This is a genomic window from Rhodococcus sp. 077-4, from assembly GCF_047782425.1.
Taxonomy (GTDB): Bacteria; Actinomycetota; Actinomycetes; order Mycobacteriales; family Mycobacteriaceae; genus Rhodococcoides.
In genome coordinates, this window is sequence record NZ_JAJPWC010000001.1 from 1,307,777 (window position 1) to 1,329,361 (window position 21,585).

Sequence of the window (21,585 nt, forward strand, 5' to 3'; positions counted from 1 at the left end):
ATCTCCGACAATTCGAGGAAGACCCATGTCCGCAATCAGATCCACCCGACGTCTCACTGTGGTCGCCTCGGCGCTCCTCGCACTTGCACTCGGTGTCACCGCCTGCAGCGAGCCTGCAGCGCAGGAGACCATCACCGCCTCGGACGGCACCACCTACGACCTCTCTCCCGAGCAAGCAGGCCGCATCCACGTGGACAAGGTCGACGAGATCGCCGCGAAACTCCCTCAGGCAGTGCGTGATCGGGGAGTGCTGGTCGGAACCGGCTCGTCCGGAGCAACGCCGCCGCTCGGCTTCTACGCCACCGACGACACGACTCCCATCGGCTCCGAAATCGACCTCGGATGGCTCGTCGCCGACACCCTCGGTTTGAAGTACGAACGCCAGAATGCGGATTGGTCGCAGAATTTCGTCAAGATCGACTCCGGTGAGAGCGACGTGTTCATCTCCAACGTGACGGTCACCGAGGAGCGCAAGGACAAGTACGACTTCGCCACCTATCGACTGGACAACCTGGCATTCGAGGCCAAGAAAGACTCCGGATGGAAGGTCGACGGACGCAAGGACGTGGCAGGCAAGAAGATCGGCGTGGGTTCGGGAACCAACCAGGAGCAACTGCTCGTTGATTGGAACGAGCAGAACGTCGCCGAGGGCTTGGCACCGGCCGAAATCGCCTACTACCAGAACACCTCGGACTACTACTTGGCACTGGGCTCCGGCCGCATCGACGCCTACCTCGGGCCCAACCCATCGGCTGTCTACCACTCGTCGAGCACCGGCGAGAGCGACGTGATCGGCACATTCTCCGGCGCAGGCGACGCATTGCAGGGCGAGATCGGTGTGCTCACCAAGAAGGACAACGGACTCATCGGGCCGATCAACGAAGCACTGAACCACGTCATCGAGACGGGCGATTACGCAAAGGTCCTCGAGAAATGGGGCCTGCAGTCCGAGGCCGTACCCGAGTCCGTCATCAACCCACCGGGGCTTCCGCGCAAGCCTGCGGCATAGGAACGCAGTGAAAGTGGTAGTTGTCGGCGGCGGCATCGTTGGGGCTTCGTCGGCCTGGCAGATCGCGCAGCGCGGCCACGAGGTGACCTTGCTCGAGCAATTCGGGCCGGGGCACAAGAACGGCGCATCCCACGGGAGTTCGCGAATATATCGGCACGGCTACGCCGACGATTACTTCGTTTCGCTGGCCGCGCGAGCACTTCCTCTGTGGCAAGAGCTCGAAAGCATGACCGACACAGCACTGTTGGAACTGACCGGCGCTGTCGACCACGGGGACCCGGTGACGGTGAACCCTCGGATCGACGCGTTGGCTAGGGCGGGCCTCGAGTTCGAGGTCCTCGAACCTGCTGCAGCGCACATGCGTTGGAGCGGAATCCGATTCGACACAACCGTGCTCTACCACCCCGCGGCCGGGCGGCTTCATGCCGATCGCAGCGTTGCGGCTTCGGTTGCAGCAGCGCGGCTGCACGGTGCGACCGTCGAGTACGAGACGCCGGTGCGGGAGATCGTCGGTACCGACGTCGTCACCGACGTCGTCACCGACAGCCGAACCTATTCGGCGGACGTGGTTGTCGTGGCGGCTGGCGCATGGACGTCCGCGATCGCACCACATCTGACGCTACCGCCCTTGGTCACCACTCAGGAGCAGCCGGCGCACTTTGTCCCCCTGGCATCGGAAGTAAAGTGGCCCAGTTTCGTTCATCACCCCGGCGCTGTGCTGAAGACCGTGGGAATCTATGGATTGTCGTCGATCGACGGGGTGAAGATCGGCGAGCATGGCACCGGGCCGGTTGTCCATCCGGATTCCCGCGACTTCGTGCCGCGTCCTGACGGGGTCCAACGACTGGTCGACTACGCGCGGGAGTGGCTTCCAGGAGTCGATGCCGACGCGGCCGAACCTCTCACGTGTCTGTACACCAGCACGCCCGATTCCAACTTCGCCATCGAACGCAGTGGTAACACCGTTGTGGCGGCAGGGTTCTCGGGTCATGCATTCAAATTCGCACCCGCGGTCGGGGAACTGGTCGCACATCTCGTCGACGGATGACGAGGACAGGAGAGACCATGAGCGCCGCGTTCGATACCCGTGTTGCTCCGCGCCTGCAGTTCGTCGACATCGGTCAGGACGATCCGCTTGCCACGCCACTGCTGCAGGAACTCGCGCTGGAGTACGCCTCGCGATACGGGCGCAGTCCCGGAGAGCAGTACCAGGACTTGAGGTCCTATCCCAGCGACGAATTCGCGCCGCCCCGCGGTCTCCTCCTGGTGGCTCTGTCCGACGGTGTCCCGGTCGCCGGCGGCGCATACCGGCAGTACGATGCCGACACCGCCGAGCTCAAGCGGATCTGGACGTCGAAGTCTCAGCGCGGCAGAGGGTTCGGGCGACGGGTGGTGGCCGAGTTGGAGCGTAGCGCTCGCGATCGGGGATACCGTCGGATCTATCTGACCACGGGATGGAACCAGCCCGAGGCCGTTGCGCTGTACCTGGCTGCCGGCTACACCCCGCTCTACGACCGAACTCTGCCGTCGAAGACCGTCGGTTCACATCCTTTCGAGAAGAGCCTCGAGTGAGTCTCACTCGTCGAAGCCAGATCAGCGACGGTGAGCCACCCCTCGCCCATCGACCTGCTTTTGCCCATCATGGCGTGTTCAGCTCCGTCCAACTGGACGTACTCGGCTTCCGGTGTCGACGCACGCCTCCGTCTTGTCTCGCACCCTGAACGCCAGCCCGCAGAATATCTTTGGCTCGCGCGGACTGGCTTCCTCGGACAGCGCGGCGCGGACGCGGTCCCATGGCCTACGACACGCTGCTTGCAGAACCGTGAGTGCGGATATTTCAGGCAGAGCTGTGCCCTGACGCTTGTGTGGGTCGTTATGCGGGTTGTCGTGGTTCCTCGTCCCCGGCATCGCCGTGGTGGTCGGGCGGGTAGAGAACCTCTTCTGGATGGTGTGCGTGGTTGATGAGGCCGCGCCTGCGCGGGTCCATTTCGGGTGGTGGGTGCCAGAGGGTGCGGCCCGGATACTGGTGGTGTGCTCCGGCTTTGGTGGTGGCCCATTTGCCGGGGCCGGTGCCGACGAGTGCGTGGTGCATGTCGCAGCCGAAGGTGAGGGAGTCGATGTCGGTGTAGCCGCCGTCGATCCACTCCGTCATGTGGTGGGCTTGGGACCACGTTGCCGGTCGGGTGCACGACGGAAACGAGCAACCTCGATCGCGGGCGATGAGGACGATGCGTTGATCGGCTGAGGCGATGCGTTTGGATCGGCCGAGGTAGAGGGCACGGCCGTGGTCGTCGAAGATGGTCAGGTAGTGGTGGGCGTGGGAGGCCATTCTGATGGCGTCGCGGATCGACACGCGTGATCCGGTGGCGGTCATGGCGTATCCGCAGCCGGCTTCGAGATCTTTCAGGCTCATGGTGACGATGGCGGTGACGGGTAGTCCGCGGTGGGTGCCGAGTGTGCCGGAGGCGAGTGTCTGCCGCAGCGCCAGCTTCAGGGCGTCGTGTTGACGTTCGTTCTGGGTGCGGAGGTCCCGCTGGGCTGCCGCTTTCCGCGCTGCCGCCGCTGCCTCGCCTTGTGCCTCGGCGCTCTGCGCATCGGGTCGAGCGTCGGTGTCCGATGCGGCGTCGGCGTCGGACCCACCGGTGCCACCGGGCCCGGCAGTGTCATCGATGTCGTCCGATCGATCCGCACTGTTGTGGGAGGTAGCGCCTTCGGGTTCTGTGTCGCAACCACATTCGATGCCATCACCGCATCCGCCGTCACCGCTGCATTCACCGCTATCCCGCAGGCCGCCATCCCACAGGCTGTCATCCCACAAGCCCGCATCGTCCGGCCACTCTTCTGCCGTCCGTTCATCAACCGGCGACTCATCATCGGGTTCGGTATCGGGTTGTGGTGGCCCGTCTGCCTCCGACGCGCCGTCTGGCGTGGGTGAATCCTGTTCGGCTGCTGGGTGATCGGGCCATGATCCGTCGGTTGCTGCCCCGCCGCTCCCGGTCTTGCCGCCGCCGTTCGTGTCTCCTTCTCCATCGTCGGTGACCGGTTTACCGTCGGCGGGGTTGTACATGCCGGGTTTCGCGGCTTTGGAGAACAGTGCTTCGAGGTAGGCCCGTAGTTCGGAGTCGACGCAGAATTTGCCTTCCGACATCCCGTCAGCGCCTTGCTCACCGAGGTAGAAATACGCATCCCGTCGTTTCCGACGCTTCGGCTTTCCGTTCTCGTCGTCGTCGTCATCGTCGTGATCGCCGTCGGGGTTGAGGATCGAGTCCAGGTGCGCCACCAACGGCGCGAAGTCATCGGGTCGTCGGGTCGATGCGAGACCCACCAACTGCTCTTCGGCGAGATCGCGTGTCTGCGGGTCAGTCCTGGAGGGCAGGTGTCTGAAGAATTCGCGGATCATCTGCACGTGTTTGGCGTCGAACAGCCCTGCCCGCAGCGCTGCAGCGGTGTGCGGCAGCAGCGCGCGGAGGACGTCGCCGGAGAAGGAGGTGCGATCCCCCAACTCCGCAGCCAGACGCACTCGGGCTCCGGCTGCGCGTGGGGTGATCCGGAGCATCCATGCCACCGAGGATGGCACCGATCCCGGGTGCACGTCGAGGCCGTGCTGGCTGATCAGCTCGTTGAGCCAGGTGTGCGAGTACGCCGTCACGGACCGCGTCAGGGTTTCCATTCTTTGGATCACCGCACGACGATCGGCGTTCGTCCACGACACCGACGCCCGCCCTGCCAACTCCGCGACCGCGGATTCGACCCGGTCCACCAGCGCCGCCAACTCCGGATCGGACACCTCAGGGGCGGGCGGCACCGTCTCGATGCCGTCCACCCCTGATCCGCTGTCCCCCGAAAGCATGAACAGAATCTACCGCGACCCACCGACACACTTTCGAACACACGTTCCCATGTTGAAGAATTGAGGCCAAGAATGGCTGGGGTCGCAGTGAAGTCCGCCGTAATACAGAATCGCCTGATGGGGGAACAGAGCAGGACGATTGTCATCACCGGAGCGGGACGCGGAATCGGCGCTGCCACCGCAAGAACACTGGCGCGTCGAGGAGATCGCGTGGTGGTCAACTACCGATCCGACGCCGATTCGGCTGCGCGCGTCGTATCCGACATCGTCGATTCCGGCGGTGATGCACTCGCGATCGCTGCCGACGTCACTGACCCGGTGCAAGTCGAACGTCTCGTTGCGGAGACGGTGGACCACTACGGCTCCATCGATGCGGTCGTGTTCAACGCCAATGCGGCGCAACCGTCGTTCGTCGGAATCGAGGACCTCGACTGGACGAGTTTCGAGAAGAAGATCGTCGGCGAACTTGCCGCTGTGTATCACCTGACCCAGCAGATTCTGCCGCTGTTCCGTGCTCGCGGCTCGGGGTTCATCGTCTATATATCAAGCACAGCAGCCGATTTCGTAGGTCCGGGTCTCGTCTCTCACGGAACCGCCAAATCGGCGCTCAACACTTATGCCGGACATATTGCCGCCCACGCCGCAGCATTCGGAGTAGTGGTCACCACGGTGGCACCCGGGGCAGTCCGAACCGAAGCGAGCGCTGCGGTACTCACCCCGGAGCGACTCGACGCGTTCGCGCGATCGTCGATCTTGGGTCGTGTAACCGAACCCGAGGACGTCGCACGCGTGGTCGCGCTCGCACTCGATCCTGACCTGAGGGTGGCGACGGGCTCGATCCTGCGAGTCGACGGCGGCGCACGTTTGATCGCGGGCGGTCCCGTCGCTGCCCGATGAGGCTCAATCGTCATCGGGGCACGTCTCGCTGGAAGAGCGTGACGCTGAACCACTGGCTGTCGCGAAACTCGCGTCTTCCCACTTCGCGGAATCCGCAGCGACAGTAATAGGCGCGCAATTCGGTGTTGGACTCGGCGCAATCCAACCGCAGCAGTGTCGCTCCAGCGTCGCGGACGGCGTGGTCGGCCCAGTCGAGTAGCGCGCGGCCGAGTCCGCGTCCGGCGTACGCGCGATCGATCACAAGGTTGTGGACGTATCCGGCTGCGACGTTGTCGTGCTGCCAGATCGATTCGTCGGACCAGATCAATCTCATCGCTGCCACGATGGGGAGTTCAGGGCAAGGTCTCATGACGACGAATTCGCCTGCAGCAACTTGATTTCGAATTGTCGTCAGCGGCACCTCGCGCGGTGGCCACTGATCTATTCCGCGCTCGGCAAGCCAGTCCTCTGCGGCGTGGCGCAAGGCGAGAATGGCCTCGGCGTCATCGATTCGGGCGGGTCGAACATCGAACATGGGCATGCTCCTCACCGGCTACGCGGTGAAGCACCCAGGCGGACGACGCTTCCTGAACTCGGGCTTCCCGGTGGTGTTCCACCTCATCGCCAGTTGCCCCGCAACAGGATACGACAAAGCCGGCGGTGCTCGGGAACGGAGAGCTGAATCGACTACAGAATTGGTGGCGTGTTGCGGCGCATAACTCAGCCGCGCTCGAGAGCTCGACAATTCGAGCATCGCGATTCTCGAGTTCTGTCGCGGCAAGTGTCGCCTCACACGGTGGGCCGAAGTCGAGTTCTGTTCGACGCGCGTAACGATTCGGTCCTGTTGTGCGGTATTGCCTTCGTGAGCCATGAGAAATTGACACTGCGCACGGTCGGTAGAGCTGCACTGGTGGTAGTAGCTGCCGCGGCGACATTCGGATCGGCGGTACCCGCGAATGCGGAGCCGGTGAGGTTCGACGGCACGACCACCCTCCAGATCCCGGGTGTCGTGGTTGCATGGCCCCTCACGCGCGGTGCCGCGGTGTACAACCCGATAGTCGAGCACGGTAGCGGCCACATCCATCCCGCTCCCGACGGGTACGGCTACATTTTCACCTGGACCAATCTGTCCACAGGCGCGTCCGGAACCATCACCGACGCGAGTCCGGACCGCGCTGCTGTCGCGACCGGCGCAGGTCAGGTCGTCGTGCGGGGAGAGTACCGACTCGGCGATCTCGGCCAGGTATTCACCATCCCGAGTATCGGTAGCTTCTACGTTTCGCCCTGAGTAATCGTCGGCGACCAGTAGAAGGTCGAGTCGGCAAAGGACCAGTGCCCGCCTCCATGGACGGTTCTACCGTAATGTCCTGTTCGTGAACAGATCCTGGAGCGTGCGAACCACAGTTGTCGGCTGCGCCCTCGCGGCGGCCCTCCTCGGCGCTCCAGGCGTGGCGTCGGCCCATCACCAGGAATTCACGCCGTTTCCGCACAACATTTCACTCGGGCGGGAGTTGTCCCTGCCGTGCGCCGGCGAGGTGAGTGGCGACGTCTACACTCCGCACAATCGACCAGGTATTGCGGTGGTCACGTTGACCTGGCGGACGTTTTTCAGCAGCGATTGTCCGCTGACCGTATTCGTGAACATGAACAACTTCGACGCACCGTGGGTGGACCCGTACAGCGGTGCCAAGCCGACCGGAGGCACGTGGATGGTTCACCTGAATTCGGCCGTGGTCGGTGCTGCGCCTCCGGAGAGCGGCGAGTGGACGAAGCAGATTCCGATCGACATCGGTTCCGGCAGAGCTGGTTTGACGATCACTACGGATTCCCCGCTCAACACGACGTTACCCGACCCGGCCGGTAACACGGTGCGCTTCACTGTCGCGTGATTGTGTTCGCGCTACCGGCTACTGCAAAAGCGCGTTGCCGATTCAACCTTTGGTGCGACCAGGGCGTCCGCCGAGTGTCCTCTGTTCACAACCGATATCGATCGAGGGGGATGGTGGGATGCCGCACGAAGATGTCGACGAGCCCTTACCGGCCGAGAACGACGGCCCCTTCGTCCTGACTGTCGACGGTGAATTGTTCACGGTGCGCAGACGTCCGGGCGAACCGAACACTATCGACTACACCTGGGAGTCCGGCCCGAATTCTGGGTACGGCTATTCGAGCACGCTCACCGCGGCATTTCCCAGCATTCAGGATCGCGCGAACTGCCCGTCCGTTTTCCCGCCGCTCTCGATCGACGAACATCGCGAGTCGATTCGCGACTTCCTCGGACAGATCAACCCTGATACCGGTTACATGGGTGACTGACTCGAGGCAGCCCGACTTGGCAACCGCGTCCATCCTCTCGTAGTATCGCTTTCGTAGGACCATCCAGAGCGACCGAGAGACCTGGCTCTATGACGTCGCAGCAACCCCCCGCTCGTCGGGTGAGGGTGCTACCGCCGGGAACGATGGAGGAACGCACGTGAATACCCGAGTTGCCGCAGGCTTCGTCAACGGTTCTCGCCGTCTCCATGTGGATCTGTGCCGTCTGAACGGTTCGAACTGTCCTAGCTGACATTTCGTCACTGCTCGTTCTCGACACCTCACCTCATCTGCACGCACTCCTTCCTGGGCACACGTGGCCCGGATGCGGGAGTCGTCGTGCGATCGACCAGATATCGGAGACACCCACGTGTCCACTCGCCCTGCTCTTTTGGCGGCCGGCGTCCTCGCCGCAACCGCCACGTTGCTTGCCGGTTGCGCCGGCGCTGCCACCACCTCGGCGGCCGACGCCGGCCCGCCGCAGCCTGGAGGGACGTTGCGCTACGGCTTGTCCGGCGCTCCGACCTGCTCCGATCCCGCGCAGGCCGGCACCAATCAGACGATCTACGTCACCCGCCAGGTGGTCGATTCGCTCACCGACCAGAACCCGGAGACCGGTGCCATCGAGCCGTGGTTGGCCGAGAGCTGGGACGTCAGTCCCGACGCGAAGTCGTTCACCTTCCACTTGAAGGACGGTGTGACGTTCAGTGACGGCACCGCGCTCGACGCCGCCGCGGTGAAACAGAACTTCGATGCCATCGTAAGCACCGTCGGGCCGGCGAAAGCGCCGCTCGCGGCCAGCTATCTGACCGGGTATCAGGGCACCACGGTTGTCGACCCGGTCACGTTCAGAATCGACTTCGCAGCACCCAATGCACAGTTCCTGCAGGCAAGTTCGACGGCCCAGCTCGGCATTCAAGCCCCCGCAACCTCCGCACAGTCGGCGGAATCGCGGTGCTTGGGTACCAACATCGGATCGGGACCGTTCACGTACGCGGACTACCAGCAGGATCGCTCCGTATCCTTGGCGAAGCGAACCGGATACAGCTGGGGCTCTTCGGCATTCGGCCACGACGGCGAGGCGTACCTCGACCGTATCGAGTTCACCATCGTGCCCGAGTCCGGTGTTCGTACCGGCAGCCTGTCGTCCGATCAGCTCGACGCAGTCAGCGACGCGTTGCCGCAGGACGCGCCACAGATCGAGGCAACCGGTGGCCGAATCCTGACGACGTCGAATCCAGGTGTTCCCTTCGGTATTCAGCCGAACGTCACCCGCGGCGCTCTGCAGGACCCCGCGGTGCGAACCGCTCTGGTGCCTGCGATCAACCGTCAGGAACTCGTCGACACCGTCCTGGGGCCTGATTTCAAGCCGGCCACCGGCACGCTCGCCAGCTCGACTCCCGGGTACGTCGCTCTCGCCGATGTCACCTACGACCCCGATAAATCGAAGTCTCTGCTCGATGCTGCAGGCTGGGTGCCGGGAGCAGACGGGATCCGCGAAAAGGACGGGCAGAAGCTCAGTTTCAAGGTCATGTACTCGGCGGTCTTCGCGGGCAACCAGGCAATTCTGGAACTGACCCAACAGCAGCTGCGTGCGGTGGGCGTCGACCTGCAGCTCGAACTGGTGTCGACGTCCGAGGCGACGGCGCGACAGGGAACCAAGGACTACGACTCGACCTACTACAACAGCACCCGAGCCGACGGGGACATTCTGCGCACGTCGTTTGCAGTGGACGGCCGCAACCTCAATGCTCGCCCGTCGAAATCGGAGCTCGATACTGCTCTGACAGAACAACTGTCGACGACGGACGTCGCAGCGCGAGACAAGATTCTCGACACTGCGCAGCAGCAGATCCTCGACAACGGATTGTGGATTCCCACCGTCGAACTTTCTCAGGCCGTCGGTGTCGGCTCCAAGGTTCAGGATCTGAAGTTCGAGGCATCTGCGCGGCTGCAGTTCTTCGATGCCTGGCTGAGCGGGCAGTAGGGCCATGATCCGCTACCTCGGGCAGCGAGTACTGCAGGCACTGGCAGTGCTGTGGGCTGCGTTCACCATCTCGTTCGTCGTGTTGTTCCTGCTGCCCTCGGACCCGGTCAGTCTTGCCGTTGACTCGGCGGGCTCGGGCACTCCGGTGGACGCTGCGGCCGTCGCCGAACTGCAGGCCCGCTACGGCCTCGATCAGCCGGTGTGGGTGCAGTACTGGCATTCGCTGGTCGGTGCGGTGCAGGGCGATTTCGGATTGTCCATCGCCACCGGCCAACCCGTGACGACGGCAATCCTCGATGCCGTGCCCAGCACCCTCGGTCTGGCCGGGTCGGCATTGGTGCTTGCCGTCGTGTTCGGGACGGCGCTGGCCTACGCCGCGACATACACACAGACGGCGTGGCTGAAGAACCTGCTGTTCGCGCTCCCGCCGCTCGGGGTGGCGGTGCCGACCTTCTGGGTAGGTCTGCTTCTGTTGCAACTGTTTTCGTTCCGCCTGCGTTGGTTCCCGGCATTCGGAGACGCGGGCGTCGCGTCGCTGGTCCTGCCGGCCGTGACGTTGGCCCTGCCGACCGGTGCAGTCATAGCCCAAGTGCTCGCTACCAGCATGACGACGACGTGGAAGCAGCCCTTCGTCGATGTTGCTCGCGCCAAGGGCGTGTCACGTCTCCGCGTGCAGACGCGACACGTTCTGCGCCTGTCGTCCATCCCGGCCTTCACTATCGCCGGAGTACTGGTCGGCACGCTGCTGGCCGGTTCGGTCGTCGTCGAGACGGTCTTCTCGCGCGCCGGGGTGGGGCGGCTCACCCAGACGTCGGTGCTGGCTCAGGACATTCCGGTGGTGCAGGGCATCGTCGTTCTCACTTCGCTCGTCTTCGTCCTGGTCAACCTCGCTGTCGATCTGCTGTATCCGCTGATCGATCCGCGCATCGTGCGTGAGTACAAGCCCGCGAAGGCAAGCGCAGAACCGGAGAAAGCTCATGTCTGACACACTGATTCGTGAACCAGCGGTACAGATCGAGCCGCAGCCGATAGCCGTGCCCCCTCGCCGTCGCCGAGAGGTGCTGAAGCATGTGTGGCTCGGCATCTCCGTGCTCGTGCTGTTGCTGGCTCTCGGGTTCGCGCTGTTCCCGTCCGTTTTCGCGAGCGGCGACCCGCTGGTGGGCGTGCCCGCCGACAAGCTCCAGGCACCGAGTGCGGCGCACTGGTTCGGCACCGACAACATAGGCCGCGACGTCTTCACCCGGGTGGTCCACGGTTCCGGCCTGTCGCTGACGGCAACGCTGTTGGCGGTGGGCATCGCGTTGGTGGTCGGATCGGTGATCGGGCTGGTTTCGGGTGCCGTCGGCGGGATTCTCGACGCGGCACTGATGCGCATCGTCGATGTGCTGCTGTCGATTCCGACGTTGCTGCTCTCGCTGGCCTTGGTCACCGCCCTCGGCTTCGGCACCGTCAATGTGGCGATCGCCGTCGGAGTCACCTTGATCGCCAACTTCGCGAGAGTGATGCGTTCGGAGGTGCTACGGGTGCGCCGCTCGCTGTACGTGGAAGCTGCATACGCATCGGGAGTGCGGCGGCTCGACGTCTTCCGCAAACACATACTCAGAAACTCCTACGGCCCGGTGATCGCCCTTGCCGCAGTCGAGTTCGGTATGGCAGTGCTGTACGTGTCGTCGTTGAGCTTCCTCGGCTTCGGTGCTGCCCCGCCGACCCCGGAATGGGGATCGCTGATTTCCGAAGGCCGTAACTTCCTGGCCACCGCATGGTGGATGACCACGTTGCCTGGATTGGTGATCGTGGCAGTTGTGCTGTCCGCGCACCGCCTCGGCCACGCACTCGAGAGGCGATCGCAATGAGTCCCATTCTCGAGGTCGAGAATTTGCAGGTGAACTACGGCGATACGGCCGCTGTCGCAGGCATCGGATTCACCGTCGATCGCGGTGAGGTGGTTGCCGTGGTCGGTGAGTCCGGCTCCGGGAAGTCGACCACCGCGCATGCCGTCATGGGTCTGCTCTCGGGCACCGGCCGCATCGTGGGCGGATCGGTGACATTCGACGGGCAGCGGCTCGATACCGCCTCGGACAAGACGTTGAACCGGTTGCGCGGCCGTCACATCGGGCTCGTCCCGCAGGATCCGACCACCTCGCTGAACCCGGTGGTCCGTGTCGGCGATCAGGTTGCCGAGGTGCTGCGAGTACACGGCCTCGCAGATCGCCGCTCCGCGAAGATCGAAGCCATTCGCATCCTCACCGAGGCAGGTCTGGACAACCCTGAAGTTCGGGCGCGCCAGTACCCGCAGGACCTGTCCGGCGGGCAGAGGCAGCGCGTGCTGATCGGAATCGCTCTCGCGTGCCGCCCGGAACTGGTGATCGCGGACGAACCGACCAGCGCCCTCGACGTCACCGTGCAGCGCCGTATTCTCGACCACCTCGATGCCAGGATCGCCGAGACGGGTGCCGCAGTTCTGCTGATCACCCACGATCTCGGAGTCGCAGCCGACCGCGCCGATCGCCTGATCGTCATGAGCGGTGGCGAGATCGTCGAAACAGGCTCCACAGCCGACGTTCTGGCAAACCCCACGCATCCCTACACCCGCAAGCTTCTGGCGGCGGCACCCTCGTTGAACACCGCAATCCGACCCTCGCGCACCACACCCGCGGAACCCATTCTGACGGTAGGGGAGGTCTCCAAGAGATTCACGATCGGACGCGGAGTGCACCTCGATGCCGTCAGGGACGCCACGGTCACGGTCGAACGCGGTCGGACGCTCTCGCTGGTCGGCGAATCGGGTTCGGGCAAATCCACGTTGGCGCGCATAGCAATCGGCCTCGAGACGCCGTCGTCCGGTTCGGTGGTGTTCGACGGAGTGGACATCACCGGTCTACGAGGTAAGGCCAAGCGCGAACTACGTCGACGGGTGCAGATCGTCTATCAGAACCCGTACGCCTCGCTGAATCCGAAATTACGCGTCGGCGAGATCGTGCGAGAACCACTGGACGCGTTCAAGATCGGTAGTTCGCGAGAGCGCTCCGAGCGTGCCCGTGCACTGCTGGACCAGGTTGCGCTGAGCAGTGACTACCTTGCCCGACGGCCTGCCGAACTGTCCGGTGGGCAGCGTCAACGCGTCGCCATTGCCCGTGCGTTGGCGTTGGCACCGGACCTGGTGGTTCTCGACGAACCGGTCTCGGCCCTGGATGTGTCGGTGCAGGCGCAGATCCTGACTCTGCTCGACGACCTGCAATCCGAACTGGGTCTGAGCTATCTGTTCATTTCGCACGACTTGGCCGTCGTCCGGCAGATCAGCGACACCGTGGCCGTCATGCAGTCCGGCGTCATCGTCGAATACGGCGACACTGCAGCACTATTCGACAATCCACAGCAGGACTACACCCGCGAGCTGCTCGGGGCCATTCCCGGACGTGCGCACGAGAAAGCGAGTATCAATGTCTGACGGGCAGTTCGTCGTCGCAATCGATCTCCGAGGCACCGGCGCCCATCCTCAGGCGTGGCGTCGTCCGGATTCCCGCGCGGAAGAGGTGTTCACAGCAGGGTTCTGGATCGACCAGCTGCAGGCAGCGGACCGCGCCGGCATCGATCTGGCTTTCCTGGGCGATTCGTTCGCCACTCGAACCCTCGAGGCCGCAGCCATCGCCGCCAGGGCGGCTGCACTCACCGAACACATCGGCCTGGTTCCCACGATCACCGTCACCCACACCGAGCCGTTCCACATCTCGAAGCAGATCGCCAGCCTCGATTTCGCGTCCTACGGTCGAGCGGGTTGGCACGTGGAGGTGACCCCGGGCGCGGGTCAAGCGGCCCTGTTCGGGCGAAAGGCCGAGCAGGACAACGTCAGTCTGTGGCACGAGGCGGACGAGGCAGTCGAGGTCGTCACCCGACTGTGGGACAGCTGGGAGGACGACGCCGAGATCCGCGACGCGGCCACCGGACGGTTCATCGACCGAGACAAGCTGCACTACATCGACTTCGAGGGCGAGAACTTCTCGGTGAAGGGCCCGTCGATCACCCCGCGATCCCCGCAAGGGCAACCCCTGGTGTCGGTGCGAGCGGATTCGCCGGAATCGAACGCAGTCGCGGCAACACGAGCGGACATCATCCGAATCGCCGCGGCAACAGTGGAGGACGCGACACACACGGCAGCCCGTATTCGACGGGCCATCGTCGCCGCCGGACGGGATCCGGCGCAGGTGTTCGTACTCCTCGATATTGAAACCCTCGTATCGGGCACGGCGGCAGCCGAACTCGCGCAACTCGACAAGTGGGCCGGCGAGGCCCGTGTACCCGAATCGGTGCAGTACGTCGGTGACGCGACGGGGCTGAACCTGTTGCTCGGATCCATCGAGGCCGCGGGTCTCGATGGGGTCACCCTCGTCCCGCTCGCTCTTCCGTCGGGACTCCAGGCGCTCCCGGCCACCGATGCACGCACGGGCACCACGTTGCGGGAGCGGCTCGGTCTTGCTCGCCCCATCAGTCGCTACGCAGCAGTCGAAAGGAACAACCGGTGACGATCTCCACGCGGACCAAGAAGCAGATTCACCTCGGTGCCCATTTTCCGGGCGTCAACAACACCACCGTGTGGGCGGATCCGGAATCGAAGAGCCAGATCGAATTCGACTCGTTCGTGCACCTCGCCGAGTCAGCCGAGCGTGGTCTGTTCGACTTCTTCTTCCTCGCGGAAGGATTGCGATTACGCGAGCACCGCAACAGGATTCACGATCTCGATGTGGTCGGTCGTCCCGACACGCTCACCGTACTCAATGCCCTCGCATCGGTGACGACGCGGCTGGGGTTGGCGGGGACGATCAACACGACCTTCAACGAGCCGTTCGAGCTGGCCAAGCAGTTCTCGTCACTGGACCACCTGTCCGACGGTAGGGCGGCGTGGAACATGGTGACCTCATCGGATGCGTTCACCGGTGAGAACTTCCGGCGCGGTGGATATCTGGATCGGGCCGACCGCTACGTGCGCGCCAACGAGATCATCGACGTGGCGCGACAGTTCTGGGACAGCTGGCAGTCCGACGCATTTCTCGTCGACCGGGAACGAGGAATCTTCGGTCGCGAATCCGAGATCGGAACGGTGCGACATTCCGGCCCGCAGTTCGACGTCGAGGGTCGATTGACGTTGCCACGCAGCCCACAGGGACATCCGGTTCTGTTGCAGGCAGGCGACTCCGATGAGGGACGCGAATTCGGTGCGGCGAAGGCCGACGCCATCTTCACCATTCACGGCAGCCTGGAGGACGGCCAGAAGTTCTATTCCGACGTCAAGGATCGGCTCGCCAAGTACGGGCGCGAGCACAACGACCTCAAGGTGCTGCCCGCTGCGACCTTCGTGCTCGGTGATTCGGCGCAGGACGCCGCCGAGAAGGCCGACCACATCAGGCATCAGCAGGTCAGTGGCAAGACGGCCATCTCGTTCCTCGAACAGGTGTGGGGGCAGGACCTGTCGGCGTACGACCCCGACGGTCCGTTGCCGAACATCGAACCCAGTGGCGACGTCAGTATCACCCGTGGCCGCGCGCGGCACGGCGATCCACGGACGCTCGCGGCGCAATACCGTGAACGTGCAGAAGCGGACAACCTGAGCATCCGCGAACTCATCATCGCGGTCACGACGCGACAGCAGTTCGTCGGTACCCCGTCGCAGGTGGCCGAGGAGATCGACGGTTACGTTCAGAACAATGCGTCCGACGGGTTCATTCTCGTCCCGCACATCACCCCCGCAGGCCTCGACGAGTTCGTCGACAAAGTCGTCCCAGAACTGCAGGAGCGAGGCAGCTTCCGCACCGAGTACTCCGGAACCACGTTGCGCGATCACCTGGGCCTGCGTCATCCGTACGAACAGCACGAAGGAGTACGAGCATCATGAGCGAGTTCGAGCAGGAGTGGAAGCAGTGGCATGCAGACCGAGAGGCGTCCTACGGTGACCCTCTAGGTTGGGTGTCGCTGACCGGGTTGTACTGGCTCACCGATGATTTCGAGACAGTGGCCGATCTTCCCGGCCGGTGGAAGGCCGATGCCGATTCGGTGACGGTCGAAGGTGTCGACGGCGTTTCGACGTTGAGCCCGGTGGAGGGTGCGCCGGGAATTCTGGTGGAGGACGGTGATCGCCGAATCGAGGTGATTCGTCGTACCGGCTCGGTGGCATTACGCGTCCACGACCCGGAGGCACCGACCCTGAAGGCCTACAAGGGGATTCCGGCGTACGAGCCCGACGAGAAGTTCGTCGTGACGGCAACGTTCGCGCCCTACGACTCGCCCGTCACCGTCACCACCGGGGCAGTGGTCGAGGGACTCGAACATCACCACACGGCGGCGGGAACTCTCGACTTCGAATGGGCAGGCGCTGCGCAGCAATTGGTCGCTTTCGGCGGCAAAGATGCCGAACTGCGAGTTCTGTTCACCGACGCCACCAGCGGTGTGACCACGTATCCGGCGGCTCGGATTCTGACGGTGCCGGCGGCGCAGGACGGCACCGTCGTCCTCGACTTCAACCGAGCGGCAAACTTGCCGTGCGCGTTCACCGACTACGCGACGTGCCCTGTCGCCCCAGCGGAGAACAGACTGACCGTCGCTATCGAGGCCGGGGAGAAGAACCCCCGATGACGCGTGTGCCACTGTCGGTCCTCGATCTGTCCCCGATCAGCGAAGGGTCGACGGTTGCGCAGGCACTGCGAAACACCCTCGACTTGGCGCGACAGACCGAGGAGTGGGGATACGAGCGCTACTGGGTTGCCGAACATCACTTCGTTGCGACGGCGAGTTCGTCACCTGCCGTGCTGATCGGTCTGATCGCCGCTGCTACCAACAGGATTCGCGTCGGTTCCGCGGCGGTGCAGCTGGGCTTCACCACGGCCGCAGCCGTGGTGGAGTCTTTCGGAACGATCGATGCGGTGTACCCGGATCGAATCGATCTGGGAGTCGGCCGCTCGGGCCAGCGCCGGGCCGAGGCAGTGACAGGGAACGGACAGGCTGCGAGTGAACAGGTTGCGCCGGAGCGCGTCGCGCAGCCCCAGGTCGGTGGGCTGTTCCCGTCCGCCCCAGCGGCTGCGGCACCGCGCAAGACCCCGCTGCTGTCCGCATCTTTGGCTGCGCTGCAGCAGCCGCACGCTCAGTCCCCGGACTTTTCCGAGCAGCTCGACGACCTGGCCGCGTTTATCGACGGTACGTACGAGCGCGACGGGGTGTCGTTGACGGCTCGGCCCGGTGTCGGGGCGGCCGTGCAACTGTGGCTGTTCGGCAGTAGCGCCGGGCCTACCGCCCGTGAGGCCGGGGCCCGCGGTCTGCCGTTCGCTGCCAGCTATCACTTCGCTCCGGGTACCACCCCCGACGCGATAGACGAGTATCGGCGGGCGTTCGTGCCCTCGGCAGCGCTGTCCGAGCCGTATGTCGCGGTGTCGGCCGATGTAGTTGTGGGCGAATCCGATTCGCAGGCCGGTGAACTCGCGGGATCGTTCCCGCAGTGGGTGCACAGCATTCGCAGCGGCCGCGGGGCCGTCGAATATCCGAATCCGAAGACGGCCACGCCGCTCACCGATGAGCAGTATCGGCTCGTAGCCGATCGGGTGAGCACGCAATTCGTCGGATCCGCAGCAACCGTGTCGGAGCAGCTCGAGGCGTTGCAAACAGCAACCGGCGCGGACGAACTGGTGCTCACCTCCGTGACTCACGATCACGCCGATCGGCTGCGCTCGTACGAGTTGCTCGGTAAGGAATGGGGACTGCCGCGGCTGCGAATCTGATCGGAACATTCGCACCGTGCCAGGCGTTGTACGCTCCATGACCAAAGCAGCAGTGGCAGCGTCCTACGGCGGACCGGAAGCTATCGAAATCGTCGAGCGTGAGCTCCTCGAACCCGCCGAGGGCGAGGTTCTGGTCGAGGTGAAGGCGATCGGCGTCAACCCCTACGACTACAAGAGCTACAGCGGCGCGTTCGGCACCGACGAATCGAAGCTCCCGATCGCGCTGGGTAGCGAGGCGTCGGGAATCGTGGTGGCGGTCGGTGGCTCCGCAGAGGGTCCGGTCGGTCCTATCGCCGTCGGCGACGAGGTGATCGTGTCGGGCCTCAACGGCACGTACGCGGAGAAGATCGTTGCGCCTGCGCGTTTCGTCTTCCCGAAGCCCGCAGATCTCGAGTGGAACGTCGCGGCCGGGGTGTTGGCTGTAGCCGGAACTGCCTACGATGCACTGGAATCCGTCGGGGTGAAGAGCGGGGACACGGTGCTCGTGCACGGCGCTGCGGGTGGTGTCGGATCCGTGGTGGCTCAGCTCGCGAAGGAGCGCGGCGCCACCGTCATCGGGACTGCGAGAGCGCAGAACCACGATGCACTGCGGGCATTCGGAGCCGAACCCGTCGAATACGGCGACGGATTGCTCGGCCGCGTGCGGGCAGCAGCAGCGAACGGTATCGATGCGGCCATCGATACCGTCGGCACGGACGAGGCCGTGGACGTATCCCTCGAATTGCTCACGGACAGATCGAGGTTGGTGAGCACCGCAGCCTTCGGGCGGGCGTCGTCCGATGGCTTTCTCACCGTCGGAGGACCGGAGAGTGCGAAGCGTCGACGCCTTGCCTCACCGACCCTGTTGGAGCAGGCAGGTTCTGGAGTATTCGAGGTGACGGTGGCCAAGACCTTCCCGCTCGACGAGGTTGCGAGGGCGCATGCCGAACTGCAGTCGGCACACCCTCGGGGCAAGTTCGTCCTGATTCCCTGAGCGCGAATCGGGTCGACACATTCGAATCAGGGTGATCGCAACGGGTGCAATCCGCGAGGCGTCACTCTAGGTTTCGATGCATGACCAGGTTCACAGCTCTGCTGGCCAGGCTCGTCGATCGCCTCGGATCGCATCCCGCCTGCACTCATGTTGCTGTCGAATTCGGGGTCCGCGGCTGAGTGGCCCCGCGTCGGTAAGCGTTGAAATGAGGTAGACGCTTACTGCATGCTGACCGCATGACCGTTCACAGACCCGCCGCAGAACTCGCTGTCGAGATCGTCAACGCGTGGAAGTCGCGGACTCTCGACCGAGATTGGGTGGCCGCACTGCTGACGCGGGAACTGCTGCCCATCAGGCATCGAGGTGGCGTCGGTCCCGAGGACGTTGTCCACGCACATGCGGTCCTGGAGCATTTCGCTCAGGAAGTCTCGCCCGTCTTCGAGGTCGGGGACACTCGCTCGGCGGCCGATGCGCTCAACACTGTGCTGGGCTCGGTCGACATCCGCGTCACCGTCTCGATCTCGGACGAATTCGTCCCGCACCTGCATTTCGACGGCACCTCGGATGGCATTGCAGATCGGCTGCGTGTCAACTGCCTCGTCGCGCTGGCGACGGTCCTGGCCGACTCCGGCGGAGCACTGCGGCTGGGGGTGTGCGACTCGTGTGGTCGAGCGTTCGTGGACTTCAGTCGCTCCGCGCGTCAACGGTTCTGCACGCGCCGCTGCGCCACTCGCAGTCATGTCCGCAAGCATCGAAACAATGCGTCGTGAACACCGAAATTGTCCGTTCGGCTGTTCGGTTGGCAAGTCTCGCTGGCTTGGCACTCTTGGCAGAACCCCTGAGCGGGTTGGCGGACACCGCCGCCGCCGGTCACCTGGGGGTATCCGAGCAGAGCGCTCTTACCCTCGGGTCCGGTGTCATGACCACCACGACGTGGCTGCTCACCCCGCTGATGTTTGCGCAGACGACCGAGATCGCGCGGCTCCGTGTCGACGGCGGCAGGGCCCGTGTGCATGCGGCAGTCAGCAGATCGGTCGCGATGGCCGCCGTGTGGGGACTCGTACTTGCCTGTGGCGTCACGCTTTTTGCGTCGACGACCGTCGCCGACGGTGATGCCCGCACCTATCTGCTGGTGCGGGCCGCGGGATTGCCGGTGTCGGCTGTGGTTCTCGCCGGCTATGGCGCCTTACGCGGGGGAGGTCACGTCTCCGATGTCACCGCACTCGCATTTGGCGGTGCGGCTATCCACGTCGGGTTCGTCGTTGCTGCGACGTCCTCGGGTCTGGACATCGCGGGTATCGGCGCAGCATCGGGGTTGTCGCAGATGGCGGTCGCCCTCGTCGGATTCTGGATGCTGAAGCGTCGAGACCTGTGGGCCGGGCGAAAAACGCTGCCCCGCAGCGGAGTCGATCGGTGGTCTGCGTCCGTCGCGGCGACGGGACTACTTGCGGCTCGATCGGCGATGCTCGGCGGCGCGACTCTGGCGCTGACCGCGGCTGCCGTCCACTCCTCGGACGTCGACGCGGCCGCGCACCTGGTGGTCTATCAAGTGTGGTTGCTGGTGGTGCTGGCCGTGGAGGGCTGGAAGTCGGCCGCTCAGATTCTGGTGTCGTCGGCGAAGTCGGAATCCGAGCGCGCTGCGGTGGAGAGAACTGTCCTGCTCGGCTCGCTGTGGCTCGGAAGTGGTTCGGCTGTACTGGTTCTCGCGGTGGGCCCGTTGGTCACTCGCCTGCTGTCGGCGTCGGCTGAGGTGGAAGCGGCCGCGTGGTCCATCTGGTGGCTCTCTGCTCTGAGCTTCGTGGTGGGCGCAGTAGCGTTCACCCGGGACGGCGTCGAATTCGGCCGAGCGGACTTCGCCGCGAATCTCGTGCGCATCGGACTCGGTACGTCGATCACCGTGGCGGGCGCCGCGGTGACGTGGGTGCTGGGCGATCTGATGTGGATGTGGATCGGGATGTCCCTGGGACTGCTGGTTCGGGCGATGGTGCCGTATCGCACCCGTTCTGTTGCGCCGAAGTTGACCGGTGCCGTTCGCTAGGATCCAAACGTGTTGCCGCAGGGACTTTTCTTGCACTACTCGGGTCATGGATCCGGCCAAGGCCAGCGTCTACCTCGGTACTCGATTCACCGACTGGGGACCGACGCCGAGAGTTGCCCAGCACGCCTTCGGGCCGGATACGAGACGGTGTCACCACTGAGTTCGGCTGCGGCGCAGTGGCTCGTATTGGTCCTGCGGCGCGGAATCAGGGCTGTCCCGGGTGAACAACACCGGCCTGGGTGGCAGCGCTCTAGATTACGACCGCACACCCTTTCTGCCGACCGCGCGCCGATTCTCGGGTCGGAGCCGGGGCGCTCGGTCGGCAACAGGGGTGTGAGGTTCGTGCCTTCGGATCTCCGCCTTCGACTCATGCTGATCCGATGTCTTCACCCGGATGAACTGCTACGGCATCGTGAGAAGTTGCGACGGTTCAGGTACACGCCACGGAGAAAGCAGGATCACGATGAGTTCGGAGTTGATCAGCCCCAGTGAGGCACTGGCAAGCGAGGTGACGCTGGTGGATGTGCGGAGCGAGGCGTCGAGAGTCGAATTCGGCACGGTGGCAGGGGCGGTCGTCGTCGGAAAGTCGGATGTGGCCGCGGAATTCGGGGCGAGTGATCGTGACCGTGCGGAACGCATCGTGGTGTTCTGCGGTTCGGTGAAGGGGTCCGGTCCGGTGGTCGACGAGCTGCACGAACTCGGCTACTCGAACGTCGCACATGTCGAGGGTGGTTTTTCTGCACTGCGGGACCACAGCTCAGCGATTCAGGAACTGTGAC

General features: G+C 64.3%; 21 protein-coding genes and 2 riboswitches. Of the genes, 19 read left to right on the top strand and 2 right to left on the bottom strand.

What is annotated here, in order from left to right; genetic code table 11:
- The first annotated feature begins 25 nt into the window (after positions 1-25).
- Genes ACNEOT_RS06390 through ACNEOT_RS06400 form a run of 3 tightly spaced genes read left to right on the top strand, consistent with a single transcriptional unit; the run spans position 26 to position 2,581 of the window.
- Positions 26-1,009, top strand: a complete 984-nt coding sequence (locus ACNEOT_RS06390) for an ABC transporter substrate-binding protein (protein ID WP_415973064.1) — start codon at positions 26-28, stop codon at positions 1,007-1,009.
- Positions 1,010-1,016: 7 nt separating this feature from the next.
- Entirely contained in the window at positions 1,017-2,057 is a 1,041-nt protein-coding gene (locus ACNEOT_RS06395) for an FAD-dependent oxidoreductase (protein ID WP_415973065.1), read from the top strand.
- 17 nt (positions 2,058-2,074) lie between these two features.
- Positions 2,075-2,581: a GNAT family N-acetyltransferase gene (locus ACNEOT_RS06400; protein ID WP_415973066.1), complete on the top strand. Its 507-nt coding sequence runs from the start codon at positions 2,075-2,077 to the stop codon at positions 2,579-2,581.
- Positions 2,582-2,882: 301 nt separating this feature from the next.
- Here the strand turns inward: ACNEOT_RS06400 and ACNEOT_RS06405 are convergent, their stop codons facing one another.
- A complete protein-coding gene (locus tag ACNEOT_RS06405) occupies positions 2,883-4,859 on the bottom strand; it encodes a DUF222 domain-containing protein (protein ID WP_415973067.1) in 1,977 nt (658 codons plus the stop codon).
- Between the two features lie 117 nt (positions 4,860-4,976).
- Here ACNEOT_RS06405 and ACNEOT_RS06410 point away from each other — a divergent pair, with 117 nt between their 5' ends.
- Positions 4,977-5,756: an SDR family oxidoreductase gene (locus ACNEOT_RS06410; protein ID WP_415973068.1), complete on the top strand. Its 780-nt coding sequence runs from the start codon at positions 4,977-4,979 to the stop codon at positions 5,754-5,756.
- Positions 5,757-5,766: 10 nt separating this feature from the next.
- Here the strand turns inward: ACNEOT_RS06410 and ACNEOT_RS06415 are convergent, their stop codons facing one another.
- On the bottom strand, positions 5,767-6,270 hold the full coding sequence (locus ACNEOT_RS06415) for a GNAT family N-acetyltransferase (protein WP_415973069.1): 504 nt from the start codon (positions 6,268-6,270) through the stop codon (positions 5,767-5,769).
- A gap of 25 nt (positions 6,271-6,295) precedes the next feature.
- A riboswitch (ZMP/ZTP riboswitch) is annotated at positions 6,296-6,377 on the bottom strand.
- Between the two features lie 154 nt (positions 6,378-6,531).
- Here ACNEOT_RS06415 and ACNEOT_RS06420 point away from each other — a divergent pair.
- The 15 genes from ACNEOT_RS06420 to ACNEOT_RS06490 all read left to right on the top strand — a co-directional run bounded on the left by ACNEOT_RS06420 (position 6,532) and on the right by ACNEOT_RS06490 (position 21,584).
- The gene (locus ACNEOT_RS06420) at positions 6,532-7,023 is read left to right on the top strand and encodes a hypothetical protein (protein ID WP_415973070.1); all 492 of its coding nucleotides are present in this window, start codon (positions 6,532-6,534) and stop codon (positions 7,021-7,023) included.
- A gap of 85 nt (positions 7,024-7,108) precedes the next feature.
- The gene (locus tag ACNEOT_RS06425; RefSeq protein WP_415973071.1) at positions 7,109-7,624 is read left to right on the top strand and encodes a hypothetical protein; all 516 of its coding nucleotides are present in this window, start codon (positions 7,109-7,111) and stop codon (positions 7,622-7,624) included.
- Between the two features lie 118 nt (positions 7,625-7,742).
- Positions 7,743-8,051, top strand: a complete 309-nt coding sequence (locus tag ACNEOT_RS06430; protein WP_415973072.1) for a hypothetical protein — start codon at positions 7,743-7,745, stop codon at positions 8,049-8,051.
- A 56-nt stretch (positions 8,052-8,107) separates the two neighbouring features.
- A riboswitch (SAM riboswitch) is annotated at positions 8,108-8,201 on the top strand.
- Between the two features lie 172 nt (positions 8,202-8,373).
- Positions 8,374-10,035 (top strand): ABC transporter substrate-binding protein, encoded by a 1,662-nt coding sequence (locus ACNEOT_RS06435; protein WP_415973073.1) that lies wholly within the window; start codon positions 8,374-8,376, stop codon positions 10,033-10,035.
- 4 nt (positions 10,036-10,039) lie between these two features.
- Positions 10,040-11,020, top strand: coding sequence for an ABC transporter permease (locus ACNEOT_RS06440; RefSeq protein ID WP_415973074.1), 981 nt, complete (start codon positions 10,040-10,042; stop codon positions 11,018-11,020).
- Positions 11,013-11,888: an ABC transporter permease gene (locus tag ACNEOT_RS06445; RefSeq protein ID WP_415973075.1), complete on the top strand. Its 876-nt coding sequence runs from the start codon at positions 11,013-11,015 to the stop codon at positions 11,886-11,888. The genes ACNEOT_RS06440 and ACNEOT_RS06445 overlap by 8 nt, the downstream gene beginning before the upstream one ends.
- Positions 11,885-13,483 (top strand): dipeptide ABC transporter ATP-binding protein, encoded by a 1,599-nt coding sequence (locus ACNEOT_RS06450; RefSeq protein WP_415973076.1) that lies wholly within the window; start codon positions 11,885-11,887, stop codon positions 13,481-13,483. The genes ACNEOT_RS06445 and ACNEOT_RS06450 overlap by 4 nt, the downstream gene beginning before the upstream one ends.
- On the top strand, positions 13,476-14,555 hold the full coding sequence (locus tag ACNEOT_RS06455; protein WP_415973077.1) for an LLM class flavin-dependent oxidoreductase: 1,080 nt from the start codon (positions 13,476-13,478) through the stop codon (positions 14,553-14,555). Before ACNEOT_RS06450 ends, ACNEOT_RS06455 begins: the two co-directional genes overlap by 8 nt.
- Before the next feature lie 2 nt (positions 14,556-14,557).
- Entirely contained in the window at positions 14,558-15,922 is a 1,365-nt protein-coding gene (locus ACNEOT_RS06460) for an NtaA/DmoA family FMN-dependent monooxygenase (RefSeq protein WP_415973680.1), read from the top strand.
- On the top strand, positions 15,919-16,659 hold the full coding sequence (locus ACNEOT_RS06465) for a DUF1684 domain-containing protein (protein ID WP_415973078.1): 741 nt from the start codon (positions 15,919-15,921) through the stop codon (positions 16,657-16,659). The genes ACNEOT_RS06460 and ACNEOT_RS06465 overlap by 4 nt, the downstream gene beginning before the upstream one ends.
- Complete coding sequence (locus ACNEOT_RS06470; RefSeq protein ID WP_415973079.1) at positions 16,656-17,795, top strand: LLM class flavin-dependent oxidoreductase; 1,140 nt, start codon at positions 16,656-16,658, stop codon at positions 17,793-17,795. The genes ACNEOT_RS06465 and ACNEOT_RS06470 overlap by 4 nt, the downstream gene beginning before the upstream one ends.
- A 37-nt stretch (positions 17,796-17,832) precedes the next feature.
- On the top strand, positions 17,833-18,768 hold the full coding sequence (locus ACNEOT_RS06475) for a quinone oxidoreductase family protein (RefSeq protein ID WP_415973080.1): 936 nt from the start codon (positions 17,833-17,835) through the stop codon (positions 18,766-18,768).
- A gap of 236 nt (positions 18,769-19,004) precedes the next feature.
- Positions 19,005-19,538 carry a CGNR zinc finger domain-containing protein gene (locus ACNEOT_RS06480; protein ID WP_415973081.1) on the top strand — a complete coding sequence of 178 codons (534 nt, stop codon included), beginning with the start codon at positions 19,005-19,007 and terminating at the stop codon, positions 19,536-19,538.
- A 47-nt stretch (positions 19,539-19,585) separates the two neighbouring features.
- Entirely contained in the window at positions 19,586-20,806 is a 1,221-nt protein-coding gene (locus ACNEOT_RS06485; RefSeq protein WP_415973082.1) for a hypothetical protein, read from the top strand.
- A 463-nt stretch (positions 20,807-21,269) separates the two neighbouring features.
- On the top strand, positions 21,270-21,584 hold the full coding sequence (locus ACNEOT_RS06490; protein WP_415973083.1) for a rhodanese-like domain-containing protein: 315 nt from the start codon (positions 21,270-21,272) through the stop codon (positions 21,582-21,584).
- Position 21,585 lies beyond the last annotated feature (1 nt).

Coding starts and splice junctions, on each gene's coding strand:
- ACNEOT_RS06390 (WP_415973064.1), top strand. CDS start 26: ATGTCCGCAATCAGATCCACCCGACGTCTCACTGTGGTCGCCTCGGCG.
- ACNEOT_RS06400 (WP_415973066.1), top strand. CDS start 2,075: ATGAGCGCCGCGTTCGATACCCGTGTTGCTCCGCGCCTGCAGTTCGTC.
- ACNEOT_RS06405 (WP_415973067.1), bottom strand. CDS start 4,859: ATGCTTTCGGGGGACAGCGGATCAGGGGTGGACGGCATCGAGACGGTG.
- ACNEOT_RS06410 (WP_415973068.1), top strand. CDS start 4,977: ATGGGGGAACAGAGCAGGACGATTGTCATCACCGGAGCGGGACGCGGA.
- ACNEOT_RS06415 (WP_415973069.1), bottom strand. CDS start 6,270: ATGTTCGATGTTCGACCCGCCCGAATCGATGACGCCGAGGCCATTCTC.
- ACNEOT_RS06430 (WP_415973072.1), top strand. CDS start 7,743: ATGCCGCACGAAGATGTCGACGAGCCCTTACCGGCCGAGAACGACGGC.
- ACNEOT_RS06435 (WP_415973073.1), top strand. CDS start 8,374: ATGCGGGAGTCGTCGTGCGATCGACCAGATATCGGAGACACCCACGTG.
- ACNEOT_RS06440 (WP_415973074.1), top strand. CDS start 10,040: ATGATCCGCTACCTCGGGCAGCGAGTACTGCAGGCACTGGCAGTGCTG.
- ACNEOT_RS06445 (WP_415973075.1), top strand. CDS start 11,013: ATGTCTGACACACTGATTCGTGAACCAGCGGTACAGATCGAGCCGCAG.
- ACNEOT_RS06450 (WP_415973076.1), top strand. CDS start 11,885: ATGAGTCCCATTCTCGAGGTCGAGAATTTGCAGGTGAACTACGGCGAT.
- ACNEOT_RS06455 (WP_415973077.1), top strand. CDS start 13,476: ATGTCTGACGGGCAGTTCGTCGTCGCAATCGATCTCCGAGGCACCGGC.
- ACNEOT_RS06465 (WP_415973078.1), top strand. CDS start 15,919: ATGAGCGAGTTCGAGCAGGAGTGGAAGCAGTGGCATGCAGACCGAGAG.
- ACNEOT_RS06470 (WP_415973079.1), top strand. CDS start 16,656: ATGACGCGTGTGCCACTGTCGGTCCTCGATCTGTCCCCGATCAGCGAA.
- ACNEOT_RS06475 (WP_415973080.1), top strand. CDS start 17,833: ATGACCAAAGCAGCAGTGGCAGCGTCCTACGGCGGACCGGAAGCTATC.
- ACNEOT_RS06480 (WP_415973081.1), top strand. CDS start 19,005: ATGACCGTTCACAGACCCGCCGCAGAACTCGCTGTCGAGATCGTCAAC.
- ACNEOT_RS06490 (WP_415973083.1), top strand. CDS start 21,270: ATGAGTTCGGAGTTGATCAGCCCCAGTGAGGCACTGGCAAGCGAGGTG.